General features: G+C 63.6%; 16 protein-coding genes. 13 read left to right on the top strand and 3 right to left on the bottom strand.

The features are described 5' to 3' along the window. Positions 1 to 99: 99 nt before the first annotated feature. The 6 genes from M4J39_RS04940 (at position 100) to glyA (ending at position 5,557) form a co-directional block, all read left to right on the top strand. Positions 100 to 534 carry a DUF6163 family protein gene (locus M4J39_RS04940; RefSeq protein ID WP_251726669.1) on the top strand — a complete coding sequence of 145 codons (435 nt, stop codon included), beginning with the start codon at positions 100 to 102 and terminating at the stop codon, positions 532 to 534. Positions 535 to 836: 302 nt separating this feature from the next. After that, positions 837 to 1,352, top strand: coding sequence for a transcriptional regulator LdtR (ldtR, locus tag M4J39_RS04935; protein ID WP_026792781.1), 516 nt, complete (start codon positions 837 to 839; stop codon positions 1,350 to 1,352). Between the two features lie 683 nt (positions 1,353 to 2,035). Further along, the gene (locus tag M4J39_RS04930) at positions 2,036 to 3,319 is read left to right on the top strand and encodes a L,D-transpeptidase family protein (protein ID WP_251726668.1); all 1,284 of its coding nucleotides are present in this window, start codon (positions 2,036 to 2,038) and stop codon (positions 3,317 to 3,319) included. A 70-nt stretch (positions 3,320 to 3,389) separates the two neighbouring features. Next, a complete protein-coding gene (locus M4J39_RS04925; protein ID WP_251726667.1) occupies positions 3,390 to 3,626 on the top strand; it encodes a serine hydroxymethyltransferase in 237 nt (78 codons plus the stop codon). Continuing rightward, positions 3,627 to 4,085, top strand: coding sequence for a hypothetical protein (locus M4J39_RS04920; protein ID WP_251726666.1), 459 nt, complete (start codon positions 3,627 to 3,629; stop codon positions 4,083 to 4,085). It begins immediately after the preceding gene. A 176-nt stretch (positions 4,086 to 4,261) separates the two neighbouring features. After that, complete coding sequence (glyA, locus tag M4J39_RS04915; RefSeq protein WP_251726665.1) at positions 4,262 to 5,557, top strand: serine hydroxymethyltransferase; 1,296 nt, start codon at positions 4,262 to 4,264, stop codon at positions 5,555 to 5,557. Between the two features lie 85 nt (positions 5,558 to 5,642). Here the strand turns inward: glyA and M4J39_RS04910 are convergent, their stop codons facing one another. Continuing rightward, on the bottom strand, positions 5,643 to 7,706 hold the full coding sequence (locus M4J39_RS04910) for a methyl-accepting chemotaxis protein (RefSeq protein WP_251726664.1): 2,064 nt from the start codon (positions 7,704 to 7,706) through the stop codon (positions 5,643 to 5,645). A 490-nt stretch (positions 7,707 to 8,196) separates the two neighbouring features. Here M4J39_RS04910 and M4J39_RS04905 point away from each other — a divergent pair, with 490 nt between their 5' ends. From M4J39_RS04905 to M4J39_RS04895, 3 genes are all read left to right on the top strand, one after another. Beyond that, positions 8,197 to 8,970, top strand: a complete 774-nt coding sequence (locus M4J39_RS04905; RefSeq protein WP_251726663.1) for a glycosyltransferase family 25 protein — start codon at positions 8,197 to 8,199, stop codon at positions 8,968 to 8,970. Positions 8,971 to 9,027: 57 nt separating this feature from the next. After that, complete coding sequence (gene pbpC, locus M4J39_RS04900) at positions 9,028 to 11,103, top strand: penicillin-binding protein 1C (protein WP_251726662.1); 2,076 nt, start codon at positions 9,028 to 9,030, stop codon at positions 11,101 to 11,103. Between the two features lie 85 nt (positions 11,104 to 11,188). After that, the gene (locus tag M4J39_RS04895) at positions 11,189 to 12,553 is read left to right on the top strand and encodes a cation-efflux pump (RefSeq protein WP_251726661.1); all 1,365 of its coding nucleotides are present in this window, start codon (positions 11,189 to 11,191) and stop codon (positions 12,551 to 12,553) included. A 26-nt stretch (positions 12,554 to 12,579) separates the two neighbouring features. On the opposite strand, the gene M4J39_RS04890 is transcribed toward M4J39_RS04895, so the two are convergent. Further along, positions 12,580 to 13,587, bottom strand: coding sequence for an SIS domain-containing protein (locus M4J39_RS04890; protein ID WP_251726660.1), 1,008 nt, complete (start codon positions 13,585 to 13,587; stop codon positions 12,580 to 12,582). 338 nt (positions 13,588 to 13,925) lie between these two features. Here M4J39_RS04890 and M4J39_RS04885 point away from each other — a divergent pair, with 338 nt between their 5' ends. Beyond that, positions 13,926 to 16,166 (top strand): PAS domain-containing sensor histidine kinase, encoded by a 2,241-nt coding sequence (locus tag M4J39_RS04885; RefSeq protein WP_251726659.1) that lies wholly within the window; start codon positions 13,926 to 13,928, stop codon positions 16,164 to 16,166. 113 nt (positions 16,167 to 16,279) lie between these two features. Then, positions 16,280 to 17,650, top strand: coding sequence for a sigma-54 dependent transcriptional regulator (locus M4J39_RS04880; protein ID WP_251726658.1), 1,371 nt, complete (start codon positions 16,280 to 16,282; stop codon positions 17,648 to 17,650). A gap of 7 nt (positions 17,651 to 17,657) precedes the next feature. On the opposite strand, the gene M4J39_RS04875 is transcribed toward M4J39_RS04880, so the two are convergent. Then, complete coding sequence (locus M4J39_RS04875) at positions 17,658 to 18,275, bottom strand: DUF930 domain-containing protein (RefSeq protein WP_251726657.1); 618 nt, start codon at positions 18,273 to 18,275, stop codon at positions 17,658 to 17,660. Positions 18,276 to 18,540: 265 nt separating this feature from the next. Here M4J39_RS04875 and M4J39_RS04870 point away from each other — a divergent pair, with 265 nt between their 5' ends. Continuing rightward, the gene (locus M4J39_RS04870) at positions 18,541 to 18,894 is read left to right on the top strand and encodes a septum formation initiator family protein (RefSeq protein WP_251726656.1); all 354 of its coding nucleotides are present in this window, start codon (positions 18,541 to 18,543) and stop codon (positions 18,892 to 18,894) included. A 162-nt stretch (positions 18,895 to 19,056) separates the two neighbouring features. Then, entirely contained in the window at positions 19,057 to 20,127 is a 1,071-nt protein-coding gene (gene pdhA, locus M4J39_RS04865) for a pyruvate dehydrogenase (acetyl-transferring) E1 component subunit alpha (RefSeq protein ID WP_251726655.1), read from the top strand. Positions 20,128 to 20,140 lie beyond the last annotated feature (13 nt).

Below are 20,140 nucleotides of genomic sequence, written 5' to 3'. Positions count from 1 at the left end.
TTTAGCACGGCTCAGCCTGTGGCTCTATACGCGGGTCGCGATTTGATCGATACTCCGGCGCAAAATTGAGGCAGCCGGGCAGACTGAAAGGATCATCGGATGAGCGGCAACGGCGACACGCGGCAGTCCGAGGGGCTCGAAACCAGCCTGTGGAGCAGGTTCGACGCTCGCCTGACGCTGGTGATCTACGTCCGCTTCCTTTCGACGGTGTTCCTGGTCGCCGGCCTTTTGCGCTGGGCGACGATTCTCGGTTTCGGCGTTCCGAGCGGCAATTTCCTGACGCTATCCTCGCCGGTCATCGTGGCGACGCTGTTCTTTGCCGTTGCCGATCTCGTGGCGGCGGTCGGCCTCTGGCTGCTCGCATCGTGGGGCACGGTGGTGTGGATGATCAGCGCGCTGACCGAGACCGCTCTTTACGGTGCCTACAATCCTCAGTTCGGCCGCAACTATCCGCTGATGATCTTCCACATCGGCACCGTGATGCTCTACGCGGTGCTCTCGGCTTATTACGAACGGACGCGCGATCGTTTGTGAGGGTCAACAAAGAGTTATTACGTAAAATTTGGCAATTCGTCTCAACTGCCTTTTCCTGGCGGAGTCGGATTGATGAAAACTAGGTCGAATTTTGCGGAATCGAGCTGAAATTCCTGGGTTCGCTTGCCTTTTGGGGTCGTAAAGTACTGCTTTACCAAAGCGAAGACTCGGGTGGGTTTTGAATCGCGTTAAACTTATATTCAGCTTGCCCCTTAAGCCGATTTTCAAAGCTCTCGGCTACTGTCGTGATCAAGGCGGACAAAGAGCCGCATCCAAAAAGTACGACAGAGAGGCTTTCCACCATGGCCAACGCCAAGCGCGCCTACGACCTTTACGCCAACGAGCCCGAAGAAGAGCAGGGCCTCCAGCCGCTTTATCTCGAGGCGCTCCGTCTCGTCGAGCGCCTGCATCGACGCCTGCTGGACGTCATCAAGGATGAGTTCGACCGTTCGGGCCGCACCGACGTCAACGCCGTCCAGGCGCTCCTCCTGTTCAACATCGGCGATAGCGAACTGACGGCCGGCGAGCTCCGGACCCGCGGCTACTATCTCGGTTCGAATGTGTCCTACAATCTCAAGAAGCTGGTCGAGATGGGATACATTCACCATCAGCGTTCCCGCATGGACCGTCGTTCGGTTCGCGTCAAGCTGACCGACAAGGGGCAGGCGATCGCCGATATCGTCGGCAAGCTCTACAATCGCCACATCATCTCGATCGAGACGGTCGGCGGCATCAACCGCGACGACTTCAAGGTGCTCAACAAGTCGCTGCAGCGGCTGGAGCGCTTCTGGACCGACCAGATCCTCTATCGCCTGTAAGGGCGCGAGGCGTTCTTCGGAACGCTCGAAGCGAACCCTTTCGCGAACGTCTCTGCCACAAAGCGGCTGCCGTTACCCACGGCGGCCGCTTTTCTTCTTTAGCGAGACGCCATCGCTATTCGCCACTGCTACGAAGAGCCAAGTCGACATTCGGTATAATGTTGCTTGTTCCTCTGTCAAAACTGACAGTGACATTTTCCAAAAGTGAGTATTGGCACCTCAAAAGGAATAGGGTGAACGCCGATACAGCGCTTTTTCTGCTGCGTTAACCATTTTTTAATAATTTGCTGTCAGATGTTAAGTGTATCGAGCATGTCGGTTGGAACGCTTCCTCCCCTTTCCTCAGACCGGATGCATCGAACGTCTCAACTCCTCCCGAGACGCGCAACTTGGCCCTGAGCGCCCTCCCTGCGCTCAGGGTCTTTTCTCGTCCGTGCGTTGCCATGCCGTCCCATCGGATCTGGCCTGCATGCAAGGAGGGATGTTCACAGTCCTCGATTTTGCCATGAATTGCCGATAAACGGCGAGCCATTGGAGCTGGCTTGCGAGTCCTTCGTCGGCGGCTCATTTGTGCGGGAATCTTCCGGAAAGGCTCCGTTAACCAAGGCCATCGTCCACTGGCATTGGTTTCGGGGTCTTGTTCGATTTTCCGGTGTCCGAACGGTTCAATCTGGAGTGCGGTCGTGAAGGGATCATTTTTGTCGATGGCGGCAAGCCGCCGCGGGGTGCTCAAGGCTGGCATCGCCGGAATGACGGCGCTGGCGGCTTCCGCCTCGAAGGCTCAGACGCTGCTGGCCCAGACGGAATGGACCGAAGGCTTCGACGTTTCCGCTCCCACCGACATGACAGCACAGCCGACGCGCCCGTCGATTTCGGGACAGTCCGGCTTCTACACCGAACAGGCGATTTCCCAGTATTCATCGATCGCCGCGCAGGGCGGATGGCCCCAGGTTCCGGCAGCCGGCAAGCTTCGGCTGGGCATGGAGAACCCGGTCGTCGGCGTGTTGCGCCAGCGGCTGATGATCACCGGCGATCTCGATCAGAGCGCCGGTATCTCCACGGCCTACGACACTTTCGTCGACGGAGCCGTTCGCCGCTTCCAGGAGCGTCACGGCATCATCGCCAACGGCGTCGTCGACGACGCGACGCTGCGCCAGCTCAATGTTCCGGTCGAAACGCGTATCCAGCAACTTCAGCTCAATCTCGTTCGCCTTCAGACGCTGCCCACGCCGCTCGGAGGCAGCAGCGACCGTTATGTCATGGTCAACGTCCCCGGCGCCGAGATCGAGACCATCGATGGCGATATCGTCCATTCGCGCCATAGGGGCGTGGTCGGCAAGATCGACCGGCAGACGCCGCTGCTCAACACCAAGATCACCGTCATCCGCTTCTTCCCCTACTGGACGGTTCCCAAGAGCATCATCCTCAAGGATCTGATCCCGCAGATGCAGAAGGACCCGTCCTATCTCGACCGGCAGAAGATCCACGTGTTCGATCCGCGCTCGGGAACCGAGGTGTCCTGGCAGTCGATCGACTGGAAAACCGACCAAGCGGTCAGCTATATGTTCCGCCAGGAGCCTGGCGACCTCAACTCCATGGGCACGGTGAAGATCGATTTCCCGTCGCCGGAAGGCGTCTACATGCACGACACACCGAGCAAGGGTTTGTTCGGCGGTAACGATCGCTTCCATTCGTCGGGCTGCATACGTGTCCAGAACGTTCGCGAGTATGTATACTGGATCCTGAAGAACACACCCGAATGGCCGAAGGATCGCATCACTGAGGCCTTGACCTCGGGCGAGCGCATCGATGCGCCGGTGGCCGATCCCGTCCCGCTCTACTTCCAGTACATCACCGCCTGGGCGACGCCGAACAACACCGTCGAGTTCCGGGACGACATCTACCAGCGCGATGGTCTCGGCGTTCCGATGTCGCCTGAGGCGCAGAGCCAGGCGCAGGCCGGCTGATTTTCCAAGTGCCTCGTGTTATTTTGAGCCCGTCCGGGTTTTCCGGGCGGGCTCTGTTTTATGGTGCCGCATGGCTGGAAGCGTGGAAGAGCGGGAAGTCTATTTCGAGTTTGTCGCCCTCGGCAACGCCGTGCGCGTCTCCGCCATTTGCTCCGTTACCGGCGTGGAGGTGCAGGTGATCGGGCCGGCCGGCGCTGCCCGTCACGATCTGGAACGCCTGGCGCTGCGCAAGCTCGTGAAGCGGCTCGCCGAGACAAACGCGCCGCCACTGGCCACCAGCCCCCGCGGGGGAGGCTTCACCGTCTAGATGCGCTCCGAGCTTTCTCAGTCGCTTGCCTTCCTCGGGCATCTTGCAGAGGAAGCGCGGATCGAGCCGATCGTCTTCGGATCGACCGTTCTTGAGCTTCTCGGCATCGGCCGGTTTCAGGCTTCGGATCTGGATGTCATCGTCTCCGTCGATGCCGCCGAAGCGCTGGCGGCGGTGGCCGGCGTCGAGCCGGACGGGAAGGGTGGCAACGACAGGCTCCGTTCCCGCGTGCGTCTCCGTCTCGAAGGCGCTCCCCTGGTCATCGACGTGATGGCGGAAATGAACATTGGCTCGCCGGATGGCTGGACGCTCTATGAAGTCGCGGAGAGCGTCGAGATCGTTTCGGATGGACGGCGGGTCCGGGCGGCCTCGCTGGCCGATCTCCGGCGATTCTATTCACTGGCCGGACGACCGAAGGATTTCGCGAAGATTGCCGCAATCGACGCCGTGCCGACGTGAGACGATCGCATATTCGATTTAGGCGGGGCTGCCGGCCGCCTGGTGGCCAGCCTTCCGGTTGATGGCACCCCCCCGCCCATGATAAGCGACGCCCGTCACGGGCGCGCGTGGCGCCGGGGCATTTCGTCCCGGTCAGTCCGGCCCAAGAAACGTCCCTTGACGGAACGGAAACCCAAATGTCCAACACGACCAGCGCAGAGCTTGCCAACTTTTTCCATCGCTCCCTCGCCGAGGCCGATCCTGCGATCGCCTCCGCCGTGGCGAAGGAGCTCGGTCGTCAGCAGCATGAAATCGAACTGATCGCTTCGGAGAACATCGTCTCCAAGGCGGTTCTCGAGGCGCAGGGTTCCGTTCTGACCAACAAGTATGCCGAGGGTTACCCAGGTAAACGCTATTATGGCGGTTGCCAGTACGTCGACATCGCCGAGAACCTGGCCATCGAGCGCGCCAACGCGCTGTTCGGCAGCACGTTCGCCAATGTGCAGCCGAACTCCGGCAGCCAGGCCAATCAGGCGGTGTTCCTTGCCCTTGCCAAGCCGGGCGACACGGTACTCGGCCTCGACCTTGCCTCCGGCGGACACCTGACGCACGGCGCCCGACCCAACATGTCGGGCAAGTGGTTCAACGCGATCACCTACGGTGTCCGCGCCCAGGATCACCGCATCGACATGGATCAGCTCGCCGCGCTGGCCAAGGAGCACAAGCCGAAGATCATCATCGCCGGCGGCTCGGCCTATAGCCGCGTCTGGGACTTCGCCGCCTTCCGCGCCATCGCTGACGAGGTGGGCGCCTACCTGATGGTCGACATGGCGCACTTCGCGGGCCTCGTGGCGGCGGGTGAGCATCCCTCGCCGTTCCCGCATGCCCACGTCGTGACCACCACCACCCACAAGACGCTGCGCGGCCCGCGCGGCGGCATGGTGCTGACCAACGACGAGGACATCGCCAAGAAGATCAACTCGGCGGTGTTCCCCGGCCTGCAGGGCGGCCCGCTGATGCACGTGATCGCCGGCAAGGCGGTGGCGCTGCTCGAGGCGGCCCAGCCGACCTACAAGGCCTACATCAAGGCGGTGGTCGAGAATGCTCGCGTGCTCTCCGACGAGCTGAAGCGTGGCGGCGTCGACATCGTCTCCGGCGGCACCGACAACCACCTGATGCTGGTCGACCTTCGTCCGAAGGGGCTCACCGGCAAGGTCGTGGAAGCGGCTCTCGGCCGCGCCGACATCACCTGCAACAAGAACGGCGTGCCGTTCGATCCGGAAAAGCCGACGATCACCTCGGGCATCCGTCTCGGTTCGCCGGCCGCCACCTCGCGCGGCTTCGGCGCCGGCGAGTTCAAGGAGATCGCCAACCTGATCCTGCAGGTGCTCGATGGCCTGAAGGTCAACGGCGAGGACAAGAACGACGGTGTCGAGGCGGCGGTGAAGTTGCGCGTCAAGGCGCTGACGGATGCCTTCCCGATCTACGGCTGATTTCGGTCCTCAGTAATAAAGAGCCGCCGCGTGGGGATGCCCTCGCGGCGGCTTCGTTTTTGGATCATGCTCGGGTCGAGATCGATCAGGCGACGTCCCGGTCGCTCTTGTCGAGGCGATGCAGGAACTCGATGCTGCTGACGGCCTGCTCGACGCTGCTCCGATGGCTGGCGACGATCGACGAGAGACCGGCGATCGACCGCTCGAAGTGGCCGCTCTGGGCGAAGATCTCTTCCACGTTGCCGACGATCTGCTTGTAGCGCTCGCCTTCTTCGGAAAACTCCTGCTTGGTGGCTTCGATGATGACGCCGAGTTCCCGAAGCGACTCCTCGATGTTGGCGATGGCGGTCTGCGTGTGACCGAGGGTCGACTTGGTGTCGTTGGCGAGCTTCTTCACTTCGCCGGCCACCACGCCAAAGCCACGGCCCGCCTCACCGGCGCGCGCCGCCTCGATGGTCGCATTGAGAGCAAGCAGGTTGGTCTGGCCGGTGATGTTGTCGATGACCGCGACGACCTGGCGCAACGCGGACAGCGCGTCATTGAGGCCGCCGAAGCGTGCGGCCAGCGCTTCCGTGTTGGAGGGCTTGTCGCTCTGTTCCGGACGAGAACCGACCATGGCGGCCCGGATGCCGGACATGATCTCGCCGACATCGGAGATCTCCGAAAGGGTGCCCTCGATTTTCGATGACATTTCGAGATAGTCGGAGATCTTGTCGATGACGCCGGTTCTCAGGCGGTTGAGGATTTCGACGCGCTTCAGTCGGTTGCGTGTGAAGTAGTTGACGAAGCTGGCGTAATGGATGGCGAAGTTGTCGAGATAGTCGTCCGCGAACTCCGTCTGGACGTTCGCGAAGAAGACGATTGCCGACAGCGTCTGGTTGATGTTGATGCCGAACAACTCGCCGTAAGTCGAGAAACCTGCCACTGGCGCCGGCCAGATGCCGCCGGTCCGCGACAGCGCCTGGGCGTTGGACAGACGGCGCAGGATGCAGTCGTTCATGAGAACACCGACCGGCTTCGGCTTGCCGCGCAGATAGCGCTCGACGTCGGCGCGGGTTTGTTCGAGGAAATCGGTCTGTTCGAGCAGCGTCAGTTCGTCGCCGGGGCCGATGTCGCAATAGAAGTAGAACACTTCCTTTTCGAGATCGATTTTCGCCACCGAACGGACGAACAGCTCCTTGCCCAGCTCGACGCCGAACGCCTTGCCCTTGAGAGCCGCTTCAAGGTTGGCCGGCTCGACTTTCAGGGCGGCCGACAGGGCTTGAACCAGCGAGATCACCTTGCCGCTCTTGTCGTCGATGACGGCACTCACCGATCGGCGGTCGGTGTCGGCGTCCACGACGACGAAACTCGGTCCGGTTTTTTTGAAATTCTGGCTCTTCATGACGCCATAGCGCTGTCCTGACGCCATCTTGACGAAGGCAACGATGGCGTGGTCCTTCACGATTTGCCGGCCATCGAACAGGAGCGTTTCGGTAAAGGTCAGGGCGTCACCGGCGGAGCCACCGACGAACAGGCAGGGAAAGCGCCCGGATTCGTAGACCGCCTCCATGAAATAGCTTTCCGACATGGAAAGCCCGTCGACGAAGGTCAGCGCGAAAGTCGTCTTGGCGTCGAGGTGCATGGCCGGCTTCACGGCATTCAGCGCCGAGACGATCTTCGAGATCCGGGTCCCGTGCGACATCGACGATTTTCCAGCCCGCAGATCCTGCGAGGAGAGCGGCACCGAAAAGACCTCGGCCTTCTCGATCAACGTCGGTGAGAAGACTTGCAGGACAACGTTCTGCCAGCTGCCGTCCGTCTCGCAATAGAGTTTCTCTCCGCCTTTGGCGCAGAGTTCGCCGGCGGTCGTGGTCGCCACCACCTCGGCGGTGCGGGCGAGCGACTTGATCTTGCGGGTCACGCTGGCGAAGTCCACCTTCGGGGAAACGAAAGCTAGCACCAGACTGGCAGGATCGCCATCGAACTGGAAGTCGCTCGGGCCGATGCCGGACAGCGAGGCATCCGTTCGCAATATCCTGAGGGGCTCCGTCACCGAGGCGGATGAGCCGGGCAGTCCTTGCTCAGCCGCGCCATCAGGTGCCGTGATGGTGGCGTCTTGTGGCGGTCTGCTTGTCCGCTTCGACAGTATCTTGTCGAATAGTTTCATTCCATCCTCCAGAATTCAGCGTCCGCCCGTTTCTCTCCTTTCGCATTTTTACGCAGTAACCGTTAATGGTGCATTATTCAGAATGTTTAGTATCGAGCTTGGATAGTTTTTCTGGCGAAGGCGAACCTAGAAATGGTTTTTCCGCATTGGCGATATATTTGGCGTTCGATCGGTTCGCTTGTTGCGAACGGGCGCGTGTGTTCTGGTACTCGCCATATAGTCGTATTTATTTCCGGAAGGGCCGCGACCCTCTGGCTTGAGGGCCTGCGGACCTTTTCCGATCTGCTGATTTCCCCGCATACCGGGTGCCGTGCTCTGCCTCGGCGCCTGAGTTGATCTGACCGTTCGCCCCAAGCCACGCAACGCGGCCTTTTGCCTGTGACACCATCGGCTTTGGCGTTTACTCAGGGCCCTGCGCCATGCCAATGCAGATGTGGGGAGCCGAGCCATCTCGGCCGAGCGCCGGCGTCGACCATTGGACGGGGGATTGATGACACACTTGCCAAGGAGCGGAAGCAGGCTGGCCTGCTATCTCATCAATCTCGAGCGCGCGGTGGATCGCCGTGCCCTCATGGCCGATCGGCTGGAGGCGGCCGGGCTGGAGCACGAGATCGTCAATGCGGTGGACGGAAAGCGTCTTCAGTTTCCCATTCCCGAGTTCAGCGAGCTTTCCTTCAAGCTTCTTCATGGCCGACGGATCATTCCGGCCGAGGTCGGCTGCTACCTCAGTCACATCGAATGCGCGAAACAGTTTCTCAAGTCGGGTTCCGACTATGCGCTGATCCTGGAGGATGACGTCAGCTTTGCGGATGATTTCGTCGAAGCCATCGATCTCGCCTGCGTTCAGGGCCGACATTGGGACATCCTGCGCTTGACGACCGTCAATCGAGAGGGCGGCGTCAAGTTCAAGCCTCTCTCTGCGACGCGATCGCTTGCCGTGGCGCTGACGCGAAAGAAGGGGGCCGGAGCCTATGTCGTCAACCGCCGGGCAGCGGCCTGGATGGTCGAGAAACTGATGCCGATGCGGCTGTCCTACGATATCGCCTTCGATCTCGAGTATTTGAGCGGGCTCAAGGCCTGTTTCGTCCTTCCCCAACCGGCCAGTCAGCTGACCGAGATGGAGACGCAGATCCAGGTCAACATCAACTCGTACAAGCTGCCCCGCTACAGGTACTTTACGGTGCTGCCTTATCGCGCTTTTCTAGAAACGGCGAGGGTTCTGGTGCGGGGCTTCAACCTCGGGCGGGCGTTGCTCAGGCCTTGAACGCCGCTCGCTTTCGCAAGATGACCGACCGACGTCAGCACGGGAAGATGCAATCGGATGAAGACACCCGGTCGACTGGTCACAGCCTGCCTGATCGTTCTGTCAGTGGTGATCGCCGCCGGCATGGCTGCTGTCGTCCAGTTCCGGTCTCTGGTTGACGCGACGCCGCCGGTCGATCTCTTCGCTCCCACCTCGCAGGTCGTGACCGCACGAGACGGCGCCATATTGCGTGCCTATACGGTGGGGAATGGGCTCTGGCGGTTGCCGGTCGATCCGGAACGCGTCGATCCCGGTTATGTGGCGCTGCTTCTCACCACCGAGGACGGACGTTTCCATGAGCACAACGGCGTCGATCCGAAAGCCTTGCTCCGTGCCGGCTGGCAGTTGGTGACGCACGGGCGCATCGTTTCCGGCGGATCGACGCTGACCATGCAGGTGGTGCGCCTCTCCGAACGTCTGCACACCCGCTCGCCGGTCGGCAAGTTCGGGCAGATCGTCAAGGCGCTGGCGCTCGAACGGTTTGCCGGCAAGGACGACATTCTCGCCGCCTACCTCAGCCTCGCGCCCTTCGGGGGCAATCTGGAAGGCGTGCGCTCGGCTTCGCTCGCCTGGTTCGGCAAGGAGCCGGCTCGCCTCACGCCGGCCGAGGCGGCTTTTTTGGTCGCCCTGCCGCAGGCGCCCGAGGCAAGGCGGCCGGACCGCTATCCCGACGCTGCCAAGGCGGCGCGGGACCGGATTCTGAGGCGGGCTGCCGAGCGCGGCGTGCTGGCGCGCGCCGATGCCGACGCCGCCATCGCCGAGCCGGTGCCGACCCGGCGGCGCGACTTCCCACTGCTTGCCGCCCATGCCGCCGACCGCGCGGTGGCGGCCGATCCCAACCGCGGCGAAATCAGGTTGACCATCGACGGCAAGCTGCAGGCTTCGCTAGAGGGGCTCGCCGCCGAGCGGGCAAGCGCCATCGGTCCGAACGTCTCGGTCGCCATCATGGTGGCCGAGGAAGCGAGCGGCGAGGTGCTGGCGTCTGTCGGGTCGGCCGGGTTGTTCGACCAGAAGCGGGCAGGTTCGATCGACATGACCCGGGCGATCCGCTCGCCCGGTTCGACGTTGAAGCCCTTCATCTATGGCCTGGCCTTCGAGGCCGGCATCGCCCACCCCGAGACGCTGGTCGAGGATCGGCCGACCGCCTTTGCGGGCTATACGCCCAACAACTTCGACAAGACCTTCCGCGGCGCGGTGACCGTGCGACAGGCGCTCGCCGACAGTCTCAATGTGCCGGCCATCCAGACGCTGGAGCTGGTGGGGCCGGCGCGGCTGGTCACGCGGTTCCGCCGGGCGGGCGTCGAGGCAAAACTGCCGGATATGGCGTCCGCCAACCTCGCGGTCGGACTGGGTGGCGTCGGCCTGACGCTCGATGATCTGACGACGCTCTACATGGCCCTGGCCCGTGGTGGTCGCCCCATTGCGTTGCGCGAGCGCGTCGATGCCGTGGGACCGGCCGAGCCGCCCAAGCCGTTGATGGACGAACGCGCTGCCGCCTATGTCACCGACATCCTCGCCGGCCAGCTCGGCGCGGCCAGGGGCGACGTGCGCGTCGCCATCAAGACCGGAACGTCCTACGGCTACCGAGACGCCTGGGCGATGGGCTACGACGGCCGTTACGTCGTCGGCGTGTGGGTCGGACGCCCGGATGGCGCGCCGATGCCCGGGCTGATGGGTGTCGACGTGGCTGTGCCGATCCTGGCCGACACCTTCGTCCGGGCCGGGGGGACGACGCGCCTGCCGCCGGAGCCGCCGGGTCTGCTCAAGGTCTCCAACGCCGAACTGCCCCCGCCGCTGCAGCGGCTGCGCGGCGCACGGGCGGCGGTGGCGCTTAAGGATGCCGGGCCGGAGATCGCTTATCCGCCGTCAGGTGCGCGCGTTGATCTCGGCTTTCGCTCCGGCTCGCCACAGCCGCTGGCTCTCAAGGTCAGAAATGGCAAGGGCCCGTTCACCTGGCTCGCCGATGGGGCGCCGGTGGCGCAAGAGCCGTGGGCGCGGCAGTTCAGCTACTTTCCGAAGGGCGCCGGTTTCGTGACGCTTTCGGTCATCGATGGCGAAGGCAGGGCCGACCGGGTGACCGTTTTCGTGGAATGAGCGCGACGCATCGGTCAGCGAGCTTGCCTTTTGGTGGCCGGAAGGGCATGCCCCTCTCCGTCGATTTACGGAAGGCGGGAATGCGATGACCAGGAAGGAACGGGTGGCGCTGGTATCGCTGATCGCCAGCCTCAGCCTCACCGTCGCCAAGCTCTCCATCGGCCTGATGATCGGCTCGCTGGCGCTGGTGACCGACGCACTGCATTCGGGTACCGATGCCATCGCCACGCTAGTCACCTTCCTGGCGGTGCGCTTTGCCGACCGGCCGGCCGACGATGACCACCCTTACGGCCATGGCAAGTTCGAAGACCTCGCCGCGTTGGGGGAGGGGACGCTGCTGCTTGTGCTGGCCGGCGGCGTCGCGGTGGAGGCCTGGAACCGTTTTGCCGGCGAGGCGCCGCCGCCGTCGGTCAGCGCGATTGCCTTTGCCGTGCTGGGCGCCGAGATCGTCATCAACCTCTGGCGTGCCCACGCCCTGAACAAGGCGGCGAAGGAAACCGGCAGCCGCGCGCTGGCCGCCGACGCCATGCACTTCCTGTCCGACGTCGCCTCGTCGGTCATCGTCATCGTCGGCTTCATCGCGACCCTCCATGGCGCCGACTGGGCGGACTCGGTGACGGCGGCGGCCATCGCCGTGTTCATCGGCTGGCTCGGCCTCCGGATGATCCGCCGGACCATCGACGAGTTGACCGACCGGGTGCCGCCGGTCATTGCGCGTACGCTCCGGCGGTTGCTCCTGGGCTTGCCCGGTGTGGTCGCCATCGATCAGCTTCGCGTTCGCACCGTTGGCCCCCGGCATTTCGTCGACATCTCGGCTGGCGTCCCCCGAACCTTCAGTTTCGACGAGACGGCTGCCGTCAAGCGGGCGATGGTCGAGACCATTTTGGAGGAGATCGTCGACGCCGAGGCGACGGTCAGCCTGCGGCCGGTGCCGATCGACGACGAAAGCGTCAGGGAGCGCGTATTCCTCGCCGCGTCGCGCGAGCGCATTCCCGTTCACCACATCACCATTCAGCATCTCGGCGATCGTCTCTCCGTGTCGCTCGATTGCGAGGTGGAAGGGGCCATGCCGCTCGGAGAGGCGCATGAGGTGGCGAGCCGTCTCGAAGCGGCCATCCGGGCCGAAATCGGCGCCGAGATCGAGGTGGAGACGCACCTCGAACCTCTCTATCCCGACCTGATCCCCGGCGCGCGCTTGCCTGAGGACCGGGTTGCCGCCTACGCAGCCACCCTAAGGGCGGCGGCCGAGGAGCACGGCGTTTCGGACGTCCACAACGTCCGTGTCAGAGAGATCGACGAGGGGCTGTTCGTCGCCTTCCACTGCCGCTTCCCGGCCTCGCTCTCCGCTGCCGAAGTGCATCGCCGCGCCGACGCGGTGGAGCGCGCGGCGCGCGCCGCTTTCCCGGAGATCCGCCGCATCGTCAGCCATCCTGAGCCCATCAGGGAGTGACGGCCGGCTATGCGGCGGCGCGGGCGTCAGGCCACGCCGATGCGCAGCAGGTCGAGAGTGTGCAGGATGCCGGTCGGCTTCCGGTTCTCGACGACGAACAACACGGAAATCTTGCGGTTTTGCAGAAGGTCGAGCGCTTCGGCGGCGAAGATCTGTGGCGCGACGGTGACCGGGTTGCGCGTCATGACGTCGGCGACGGGCGTTTCCAGCTTGCTGGCGCTCAACTGCGGTCCCAGATCGGAGTGCACGAAGCGCCGGAGATCGCCGTCGGTGACGACGCCGACCAGCTGACCGGCATTGTCGACGACGCCGACCACGCCGAAACCGCCCGAGCTGATGGCCAGGATGGCCTCCGTCATCCGGCTGCCGGCATCGATCAGCGGAAGCCGTTCCGTGTGCATGATCTCGGAAACGCGCCGGAGCTGCGAGCCGAGCTTGCCGCCGGGGTGGACGATGTGGAAGTCGCTTTCCGAGAAACCCTTTCGCACCATGACGCCCATGGCGATGGCGTCGCCGATGGCAAGCTGCAGCACCGTCGATGTGGTCGGCGCGAGATTGTGCGGGCAGGCCTCCCTGACGCGCGGCAGGATCAAGGCCACGTCGGCGGCGGCGGCCAGAGTCGATTCCGCACCGGCGGTGAGCGCGATCACCGGCACGTTGAAGCGCTTGGCGAAGGCCAGGACCACCGCGAGTTCGGTGGTCTCCCCCGACCATGACAACGCCATGATGACGTCGGTGCCGTCGACCATGCCGAGATCGCCGTGGCCGGCCTCGGTGGGATGGACGTAATAGGCGGGCGTGCCCGTGGAGGAGAAGGTCGCGGCGAGTTTGCGGGCAATGTGCCCGCTCTTGCCGATGCCGGTGACGATCAGCCGTCCCTTGCCTTCGGCGACAATGCCGATGGCCTTGTCGATGGCCTCGCCGAGCGGACCGTGAAGCGCTGCCTCCTCAAGGGCGGTGACGCCCGTCCGGGTGATTTCGATGGCGTGCAGCGCTGCCGCGAGGGCTGGCTTCGGAAGGGGGCTGTCGGTCATGTCGGCGTGGATCCGCGATATCTGGGCCGGTGGCTCGACCCGACCTTTTTCTTTGCCCGAGACGATCGCCGAGCAAATATCGGAATCATGAGAGCCACTTGCGACTTCTGTTTCTCGCGAAGCCTGGAAAACTGGCACTTGATCGAAAGGCCGATGCCGCCGGTTCAAGTGGCAAGTTTGCTCCGCGAGCCGTCTTGTTAGTTCATTGCGGGCGGATGTAAAGCGGGCCTTGTGGCGGCAGCGGGGCAAAAAGGGGTGGAGAGTCGGCTTTTGCACGTTGTTTTCGTCAAGAAGCCGCAATCGTGATAGACGGCTCGCGTGATGAATGGAGGCGCACGATGGCGGACTTGTCGGCCGGACAGACTGAGATTGCCGCAAGGCCGATGGCGATGAAGGACGTCTATGCCGAAGGGCGGGGGCGGCGGCTGCTCGGTCTCGTGCTGGTGGCGGTCGCCACCCTTTTCTCGCTGACCACCTTCGCGCTGATCTCCAATCTGCTGCCCGTTCCGCCGACCACCGACCTTCTTCGTGGGGCATTGGTGATCGATGGCCTTCTCCTCCTCGCCATTCTGTTCATGGTCGGCCAGGAGGTATGGAAGCTTGGACGCGCCTGGCTGGAGGGGCGGGCGGCGGCCCGGCTTCACCTGCGCGTGGTAGCACTCTTTGCCTTCATCGCCGCCTTGCCGGCGGTGATGGTGGCGGTGGCCTTTACCGTCTCGCTCAACCAAGGTTTCGATCACTGGTTCGAATCGCGGACGCGGCAGGTGGTCGACAACGTGCTGACCGTGGCGAGCGCCTACATGCAGGAGCATGCCCGCGTGCTCAGGGCCGATCTCATCAGCATTGCCAGTTCGCTCGATGCGGCCAAGTCGCTTTACGATTACGAACCGACCCGGTTCGAGAGCCTGATGCGATTGCAGGCCTCGCTGCATGGCTTGCAGAGCGCCTATCTGCTCGACAAGAACGGCAACGTGATCGTGCGCACGGAGGTCGACCCGACCGTCAAGACGGTCATGCCGACGCCGGCGGCGATCGACGAGGCGCGCAAGGAAACGGCGGTGCTCCTGCAGCCGGGACAGTCCAATCAGGTGGGCGGACTGCTGAAGCTCAGGAGCTATGACGAGACCTATCTTTACATCGTTCGCCTTCTCGACAAGCAGGTGCTCGACAACCTGAAGCTCGCCCGCGACAGCGCCATGGAGTACCGCGAGCTGGAGAACAACCGTTCCGACGTGCAGATGGGGTTTGCCATCATCTTCGGCGGCATGTCGGTCGTCTTCCTGCTCGGCGCCATGTGGATCGGTCTGTCGTTCGCCAACTATCTCGTCGCGCCCATACGGCACCTGATCAATGCCGCCGATCGGGTGGCGCACGGCGATCTCAACGCCGCCGTGCCCGTCGGAGCCACCACCGACGACATCTCCAGCCTGGGGGCGTCCTTCAACAAGATGACCGTGGAGCTCAGGAGCCAGCGGCAAGAGCTGATCTCGGCGTCCGAGGAAGCCGAGAGGCGGCGCCGGTTCACAGAAGCGGTGTTGTCGGGCGTGTCGGCGGGCGTCGTCGGCATTTCCAACGACGGTCACGTCACCATCGCCAATGCGTCAGCGCTGTCGCTGCTCGGAGTGGAGCTTTTCGATCTGGTCGGCCGTTTGCTGGTCGACGAGGTGCCCGAACTGGCCCACCTCCTGTCGGCTGCCCTGCGTGACGACGACGAAGGACGGTCCCATCAGGCGACCATCGCGCTGGTGCGTGGCGGCCACAAGAGCACGGTGTCGGTCCGCGTGACGCCCGACCGCTCGCTCGACCGCGAGCATGGTTACGTGGTGACGCTCGACGACATCTCCGAACTGGTGTCGGCGCAGCGCACCTCGGCCTGGGCGGACGTCGCCCGCCGCATCGCCCACGAGATCAAGAATCCGCTGACGCCGATCCAGCTCAGTGCCGAGCGCATCCGGCGGCGGTTCGGCAAGCTGGTGATGGACGACGATCGTCGGGTGTTCGACCAGTGCGTCGACACCATCGTCCGGCAGGTCGGCGATATCGGCCGCATGGTCGACGAGTTCTCGCAGTTCGCGCGCATGCCCAAGCCGTCCTTCGAGGAGCGCGACCTCAGCGAGTGCGTGCGCGAGGCGGTGTTCCTGCTCGGCGTCGGCCATCCGGAGATCACCTTCGAGGCGCATCTGCCGGAAACGCCGCTCAAGGGGCGGTTCGATCACCGGTTGATCAGCCAGGCGGTTGCCAATCTGGTCAAGAACGCCGTCGAGGCGATCGAGGGCTTGCCGGAGGACGACCGCAAGGGAGCCCGCGTCGACGTCTGCGGCCGCGAGGCCGGAGACTTCAACATCGTCGAAGTGGTCGATACCGGCATCGGCCTGCCGACGACCGAGCGGCATCGGTTGCTGGAGCCCTACATGACGACGCGCGAGAAGGGCACCGGCCTGGGACTGGCCATCGTGCGCAAGATCGTCGAGGAGCACGGCGGCAGCATCGACCTTCTGGATGCGCCGGCTGTGGCCGACGGGGGACACGGCGCCATGGTGCGGATCAGCCTGCCGGTCGATCCGAACAGAACGGGCTGAATGTCGGTGGTTTACGACCGATAGGGCTTCAGATCGTGTGACATTTATGTTACTGCCGAAGCGGCCGGGGCTTAGGGCGGCCGCTCGGCGGCGGAACGGATACGCAGGAAACAATGGCGACCGACATTCTGATCGTTGACGATGAGGCCGATATTCGCGACCTCGTGGCGGGCATCCTTGAAGACGAGGGTCACGGCACACGGACAGCCGGCGACTGCGACAAGGCCCTTCAGGCCATTGCCGAGCGGCGTCCGCAACTGATTTTCCTGGACATCTGGCTGCAGGGCAGCCGCATGGATGGCCTGCAGCTCCTCGACGAGATCAAGTCCAGCAATCCCGACGTGCCGGTCGTGATGATCTCCGGCCACGGCAATGTCGAGACGGCCGTCTCCGCCATCAAGCGCGGCGCCTACGACTATATCGAGAAGCCCTTCAAGGCCGACCGCCTGGTGCTGATCGCCGAAAGGGCGCTGGAATCGTCGCGCCTCAAACGCGAAATCCGCGAGTTGCAGATCCGCTCCGATCGCCAGGAGGGCATTGTCGGCGGCTCGTCCGTGGTCAATCAGCTTCGCAATACCATCGACCGCGTCGCGCCGACCAACAGCCGCGTGCTGATCTCGGGACCGTCCGGATCCGGCAAGGAGTCGGTGGCGCGTGCCATCCACGAGCGCTCGCACCGGGCGGCCGGTCCGTTCGTCGTGCTGAACGCCGGCGCCTTCTCGCCCGACCGAATGGAAATCGAGCTGTTCGGCAGCGAGTCCGACGACGACGGCAAGCGCAAGGTCGGCGCGCTTGAAGAGGCGCACGGCGGCACGCTCTATCTCGACGAGATCGGCGACATGCCACGCGACATGCAGAACCGCATGGTGCGCGTTCTCGTCGAACAGGCCTTCGAGCGTGTCGGTGGAACGCAGAAGGTGCACGTCGACGTGCGCTACGTGTCGTCGACGGCGCGCGACCTCGAACGCGAGATCGCCGAGGGACACTTCCGCGAGGACCTGTTCCACCGTCTCGCCGTGGTGCCCGTGCGCGTGCCGGGCCTTTCCGAACGGCGCGAGGATATCCCCTTTCTCATCGAACAGATGATGCACCAGATCTCCCGGGCCACCGGCCTGCCGGTGCGGCGCATCGGCGAGGATGCCATGGCCGTGCTGCAGTCGCACGACTGGCCGGGCAATCTCCGTCAGCTTCGCAACAACGTCGAGCGGCTGATGATCCTGACGCGCGGCGATCCGGAGGCGGTGATCACAGCCGATCTGCTGCCCTCGGAGATCGGGACGATGCTGCCGTCGCTGCCGTCGGGCTCGGGTGGCGAGCATCTGATGGCGTTGCCGCTCAGGGAAGCGCGCGAGATTTTCGAGCGGGAGTATCTTAAGGCCCAGCTCAACCGCTTCGGTGGCAACATTTCGCGGACTGCCGAGTTCGTCGGCATGGAGCGTTCGGCACTGCATCGCAAACTGAAGAGCCTCGCCATCGCCGGGTGAGGTGAATTCAGTCCGTCGGTTCGCCCTCGACCAGCTCCGGCAGCGAGTTCTGTTCCCATTCCCGTTGGGGAATCGGCCGGCCGAGCTTGAAGCTGAAAGAGGCGACGCGAGTGAGATCGGCCGTTGCACCGCAGGCGAACGACAGCCGATACCATTTGCCGCCGGCGTGAACGGCCGCGCCGGGCGCTTCCATGGACGCGGCCTTCAACAGCGGGTCGGCCGTCGCGTAGGGAACGACGCTGTTGGGTACGAAGCCGGCCTTCCAGTGCTTCAGCTGTTCCATCGCTTCGATGTTGCAGAGCTGGATCAGTCGTTCGTCGCTGGTAAGCGTCGAGATCGTCTCTCGGGTCTCGCGATTGCGCGGATCGTCGAGGACGGCGGCGGCGAAATAATCGGTCGCCGTTATTCGTCCGCCCGTGGATGGACGGACCGGTAGGGGCGACGGCTTGGCGGTGCCTTCGGGTAGAGTGGCGGCGGGCTCGGAGGCGGGGCCTCCGTCGGGCACGACCTCCACCGGCGGGACCATGACCACGTCGACCGCCAACGGCTGTTGCTCGACCGTGAAATGGCGAGGCGCTTCGATGGCAAGGAGCGTGATGACCAACACGTGACCGAGAACGGACAACACTGTTGCCGGTCGCGGCTGCGCTATCCTCACAGCGGATCCTCCCACCTTCTTTCTTTCTCCATCTCTCGACTTGATGGCGGTTTGGCGGCTCCGCCGCGCGCACGATGTCGTGATCGGCGCGGCCTGTGGAAAGCTTGCCACCTTTTGCCTATTGCGAGGCTTGCGAGACTCATTTCGCACGGGAACGGCGTCCCGTTCACCGTCCTTTTACCACGTTGGTCCAGATTCCTCGGCAAGGGGCCAGGATGTTCCCGCTGCCTGCATGGGTTTGTTGCGTATGATTACCCGCCAGTACCGTCCGTCTTGGCTGCGTCGCCTGATCCTTCCGGCCGTTACCGCCGTTTTCCTGGGCTATTTCGGCTACCACGCCGTCAATGGCGAGTACGGCATGGTGGGGCGAGCCCGCTTCGAGAGCCGTACCCAGGAACTCAATGCCGAACTGGCTCGTCTCAATGCCGAAAAGGCCGCTCTGGAGGCTCACGTCAGGCTGTTGCGCCCGTCCAGCCTCGACCAGGACATGGTCGACGAACGCGCCCGCGTCCAGCTGTCGGTGGTCAATCCCAATGAAGTGGTCATCATGGATTTTGACAAGCTGGCGCAGGCAAAAAGCAATTGATATTGCTATATTTTCCATGAATTAACTTGATTTCAGTTAATCTGCCGCCTCAGTGATGCGGCTTTCGCATGATTGACATGCGTTGCAAACCTTGACTTGCTCGCCGGAAAGGGGTTCCGTCGGCGCCTCTACGGAATAATCCCGATACGGGAGGAGCAAGCAATGGCTGTTCGACCGGCGACCGAGAAGCGCGCACGCGCTTCGGCACCGACCTCCGCAACGAAGAAAACCGGCAAAGCCTCCAGTTCTGCCATCAACTACCAGATCGCCGAGTTCGACAAGGACGACGAGTTCAAGGCCTATCACGACATGCTGCTGATCCGCCGCTTCGAAGAGAAGGCCGGTCAGCTCTACGGCATGGGCCTCATCGGCGGCTTCTGCCATCTCTACATCGGCCAGGAAGCTGTCGTCGTCGGCATCCAGAAGGCGCTGCGCGAAGGCGAGGACCAGGTCACCACGTCCTATCGCGACCATGGCCACATGCTGGCCTGCGGCATGGACCCCAAGGGCGTCATGGCCGAGCTGACCGGCCGTCAGGGCGGGTACTCGCGCGGCAAGGGCGGCTCGATGCACATGTTCAGCCGCGAGAAGCAGTTCTTCGGCGGTCACGGCATCGTCGGCGCCCAGGTGCCCATCGGCGCTGGTCTCGCCTTCGCCGACAAGTATCGCGGCACCGACAACGTGTCGGTGGTCTACTTCGGCGACGGCGCCGCCAACCAGGGCCAGGTCTACGAGACCTTCAACATGGCGCAGCTCTGGAAGCTGCCGGTGATCTTCGTCATCGAGAACAACCGCTATGCCATGGGTACCTCGGTCAGCCGGTCCTCGGCCCAGACCGATTTCGCCAAGCGCGGCGAGAGCTTCAACATTCCCGGCGAGCAGGTGGACGGCATGGACGTCCGTGCCGTCAAGGCGGCGGCCGACCGGGCCGTCGAATGGGCGCGAGCCGGCAACGGCCCTTACATCCTGGAAATGCAGACCTACCGCTATCGCGGTCATTCGATGTCCGACCCGGCCAAGTACCGGACCAAGGATGAAGTGCAGAAGATGCGCGACGAGCGCGATCCGATCGAGCAGGTCAGGAAGCGCCTTGTCGAGAAGGGCTGGGCCAGCGAGGACGATCTCAAGGAGATCGACAAGAAGGTACGCGCCGTGGTGACGGACGCCGCCGATTTCGCCTCCGCCGACGCCGAGCCGGATCCGTCCGAGCTCTGGACCGACATTCTTCGCTGACAGCGCCGAAAGG

The sequence above is a fragment of the Pleomorphomonas sp. NRK KF1 genome, from assembly GCF_023721755.1.
Lineage (GTDB): Bacteria > Pseudomonadota > Alphaproteobacteria > Rhizobiales > Pleomorphomonadaceae > Pleomorphomonas.
The sequence above is the reverse complement of the archived record's forward strand: the minus strand, read 5'-3'. Positions and strand labels throughout refer to the sequence as shown.

Coding starts and splice junctions, on each gene's coding strand:
- M4J39_RS04940 (WP_251726669.1), top strand. CDS start 100: ATGAGCGGCAACGGCGACACGCGGCAGTCCGAGGGGCTCGAAACCAGC.
- ldtR (WP_026792781.1), top strand. CDS start 837: ATGGCCAACGCCAAGCGCGCCTACGACCTTTACGCCAACGAGCCCGAA.
- M4J39_RS04925 (WP_251726667.1), top strand. CDS start 3,390: ATGGCTGGAAGCGTGGAAGAGCGGGAAGTCTATTTCGAGTTTGTCGCC.
- M4J39_RS04920 (WP_251726666.1), top strand. CDS start 3,627: ATGCGCTCCGAGCTTTCTCAGTCGCTTGCCTTCCTCGGGCATCTTGCA.
- glyA (WP_251726665.1), top strand. CDS start 4,262: ATGTCCAACACGACCAGCGCAGAGCTTGCCAACTTTTTCCATCGCTCC.
- M4J39_RS04910 (WP_251726664.1), bottom strand. CDS start 7,706: ATGAAACTATTCGACAAGATACTGTCGAAGCGGACAAGCAGACCGCCA.
- M4J39_RS04905 (WP_251726663.1), top strand. CDS start 8,197: ATGACACACTTGCCAAGGAGCGGAAGCAGGCTGGCCTGCTATCTCATC.
- pbpC (WP_251726662.1), top strand. CDS start 9,028: ATGAAGACACCCGGTCGACTGGTCACAGCCTGCCTGATCGTTCTGTCA.
- M4J39_RS04895 (WP_251726661.1), top strand. CDS start 11,189: ATGACCAGGAAGGAACGGGTGGCGCTGGTATCGCTGATCGCCAGCCTC.
- M4J39_RS04890 (WP_251726660.1), bottom strand. CDS start 13,587: ATGACCGACAGCCCCCTTCCGAAGCCAGCCCTCGCGGCAGCGCTGCAC.
- M4J39_RS04885 (WP_251726659.1), top strand. CDS start 13,926: ATGGCGGACTTGTCGGCCGGACAGACTGAGATTGCCGCAAGGCCGATG.
- M4J39_RS04880 (WP_251726658.1), top strand. CDS start 16,280: ATGGCGACCGACATTCTGATCGTTGACGATGAGGCCGATATTCGCGAC.
- M4J39_RS04870 (WP_251726656.1), top strand. CDS start 18,541: ATGGGTTTGTTGCGTATGATTACCCGCCAGTACCGTCCGTCTTGGCTG.
- pdhA (WP_251726655.1), top strand. CDS start 19,057: ATGGCTGTTCGACCGGCGACCGAGAAGCGCGCACGCGCTTCGGCACCG.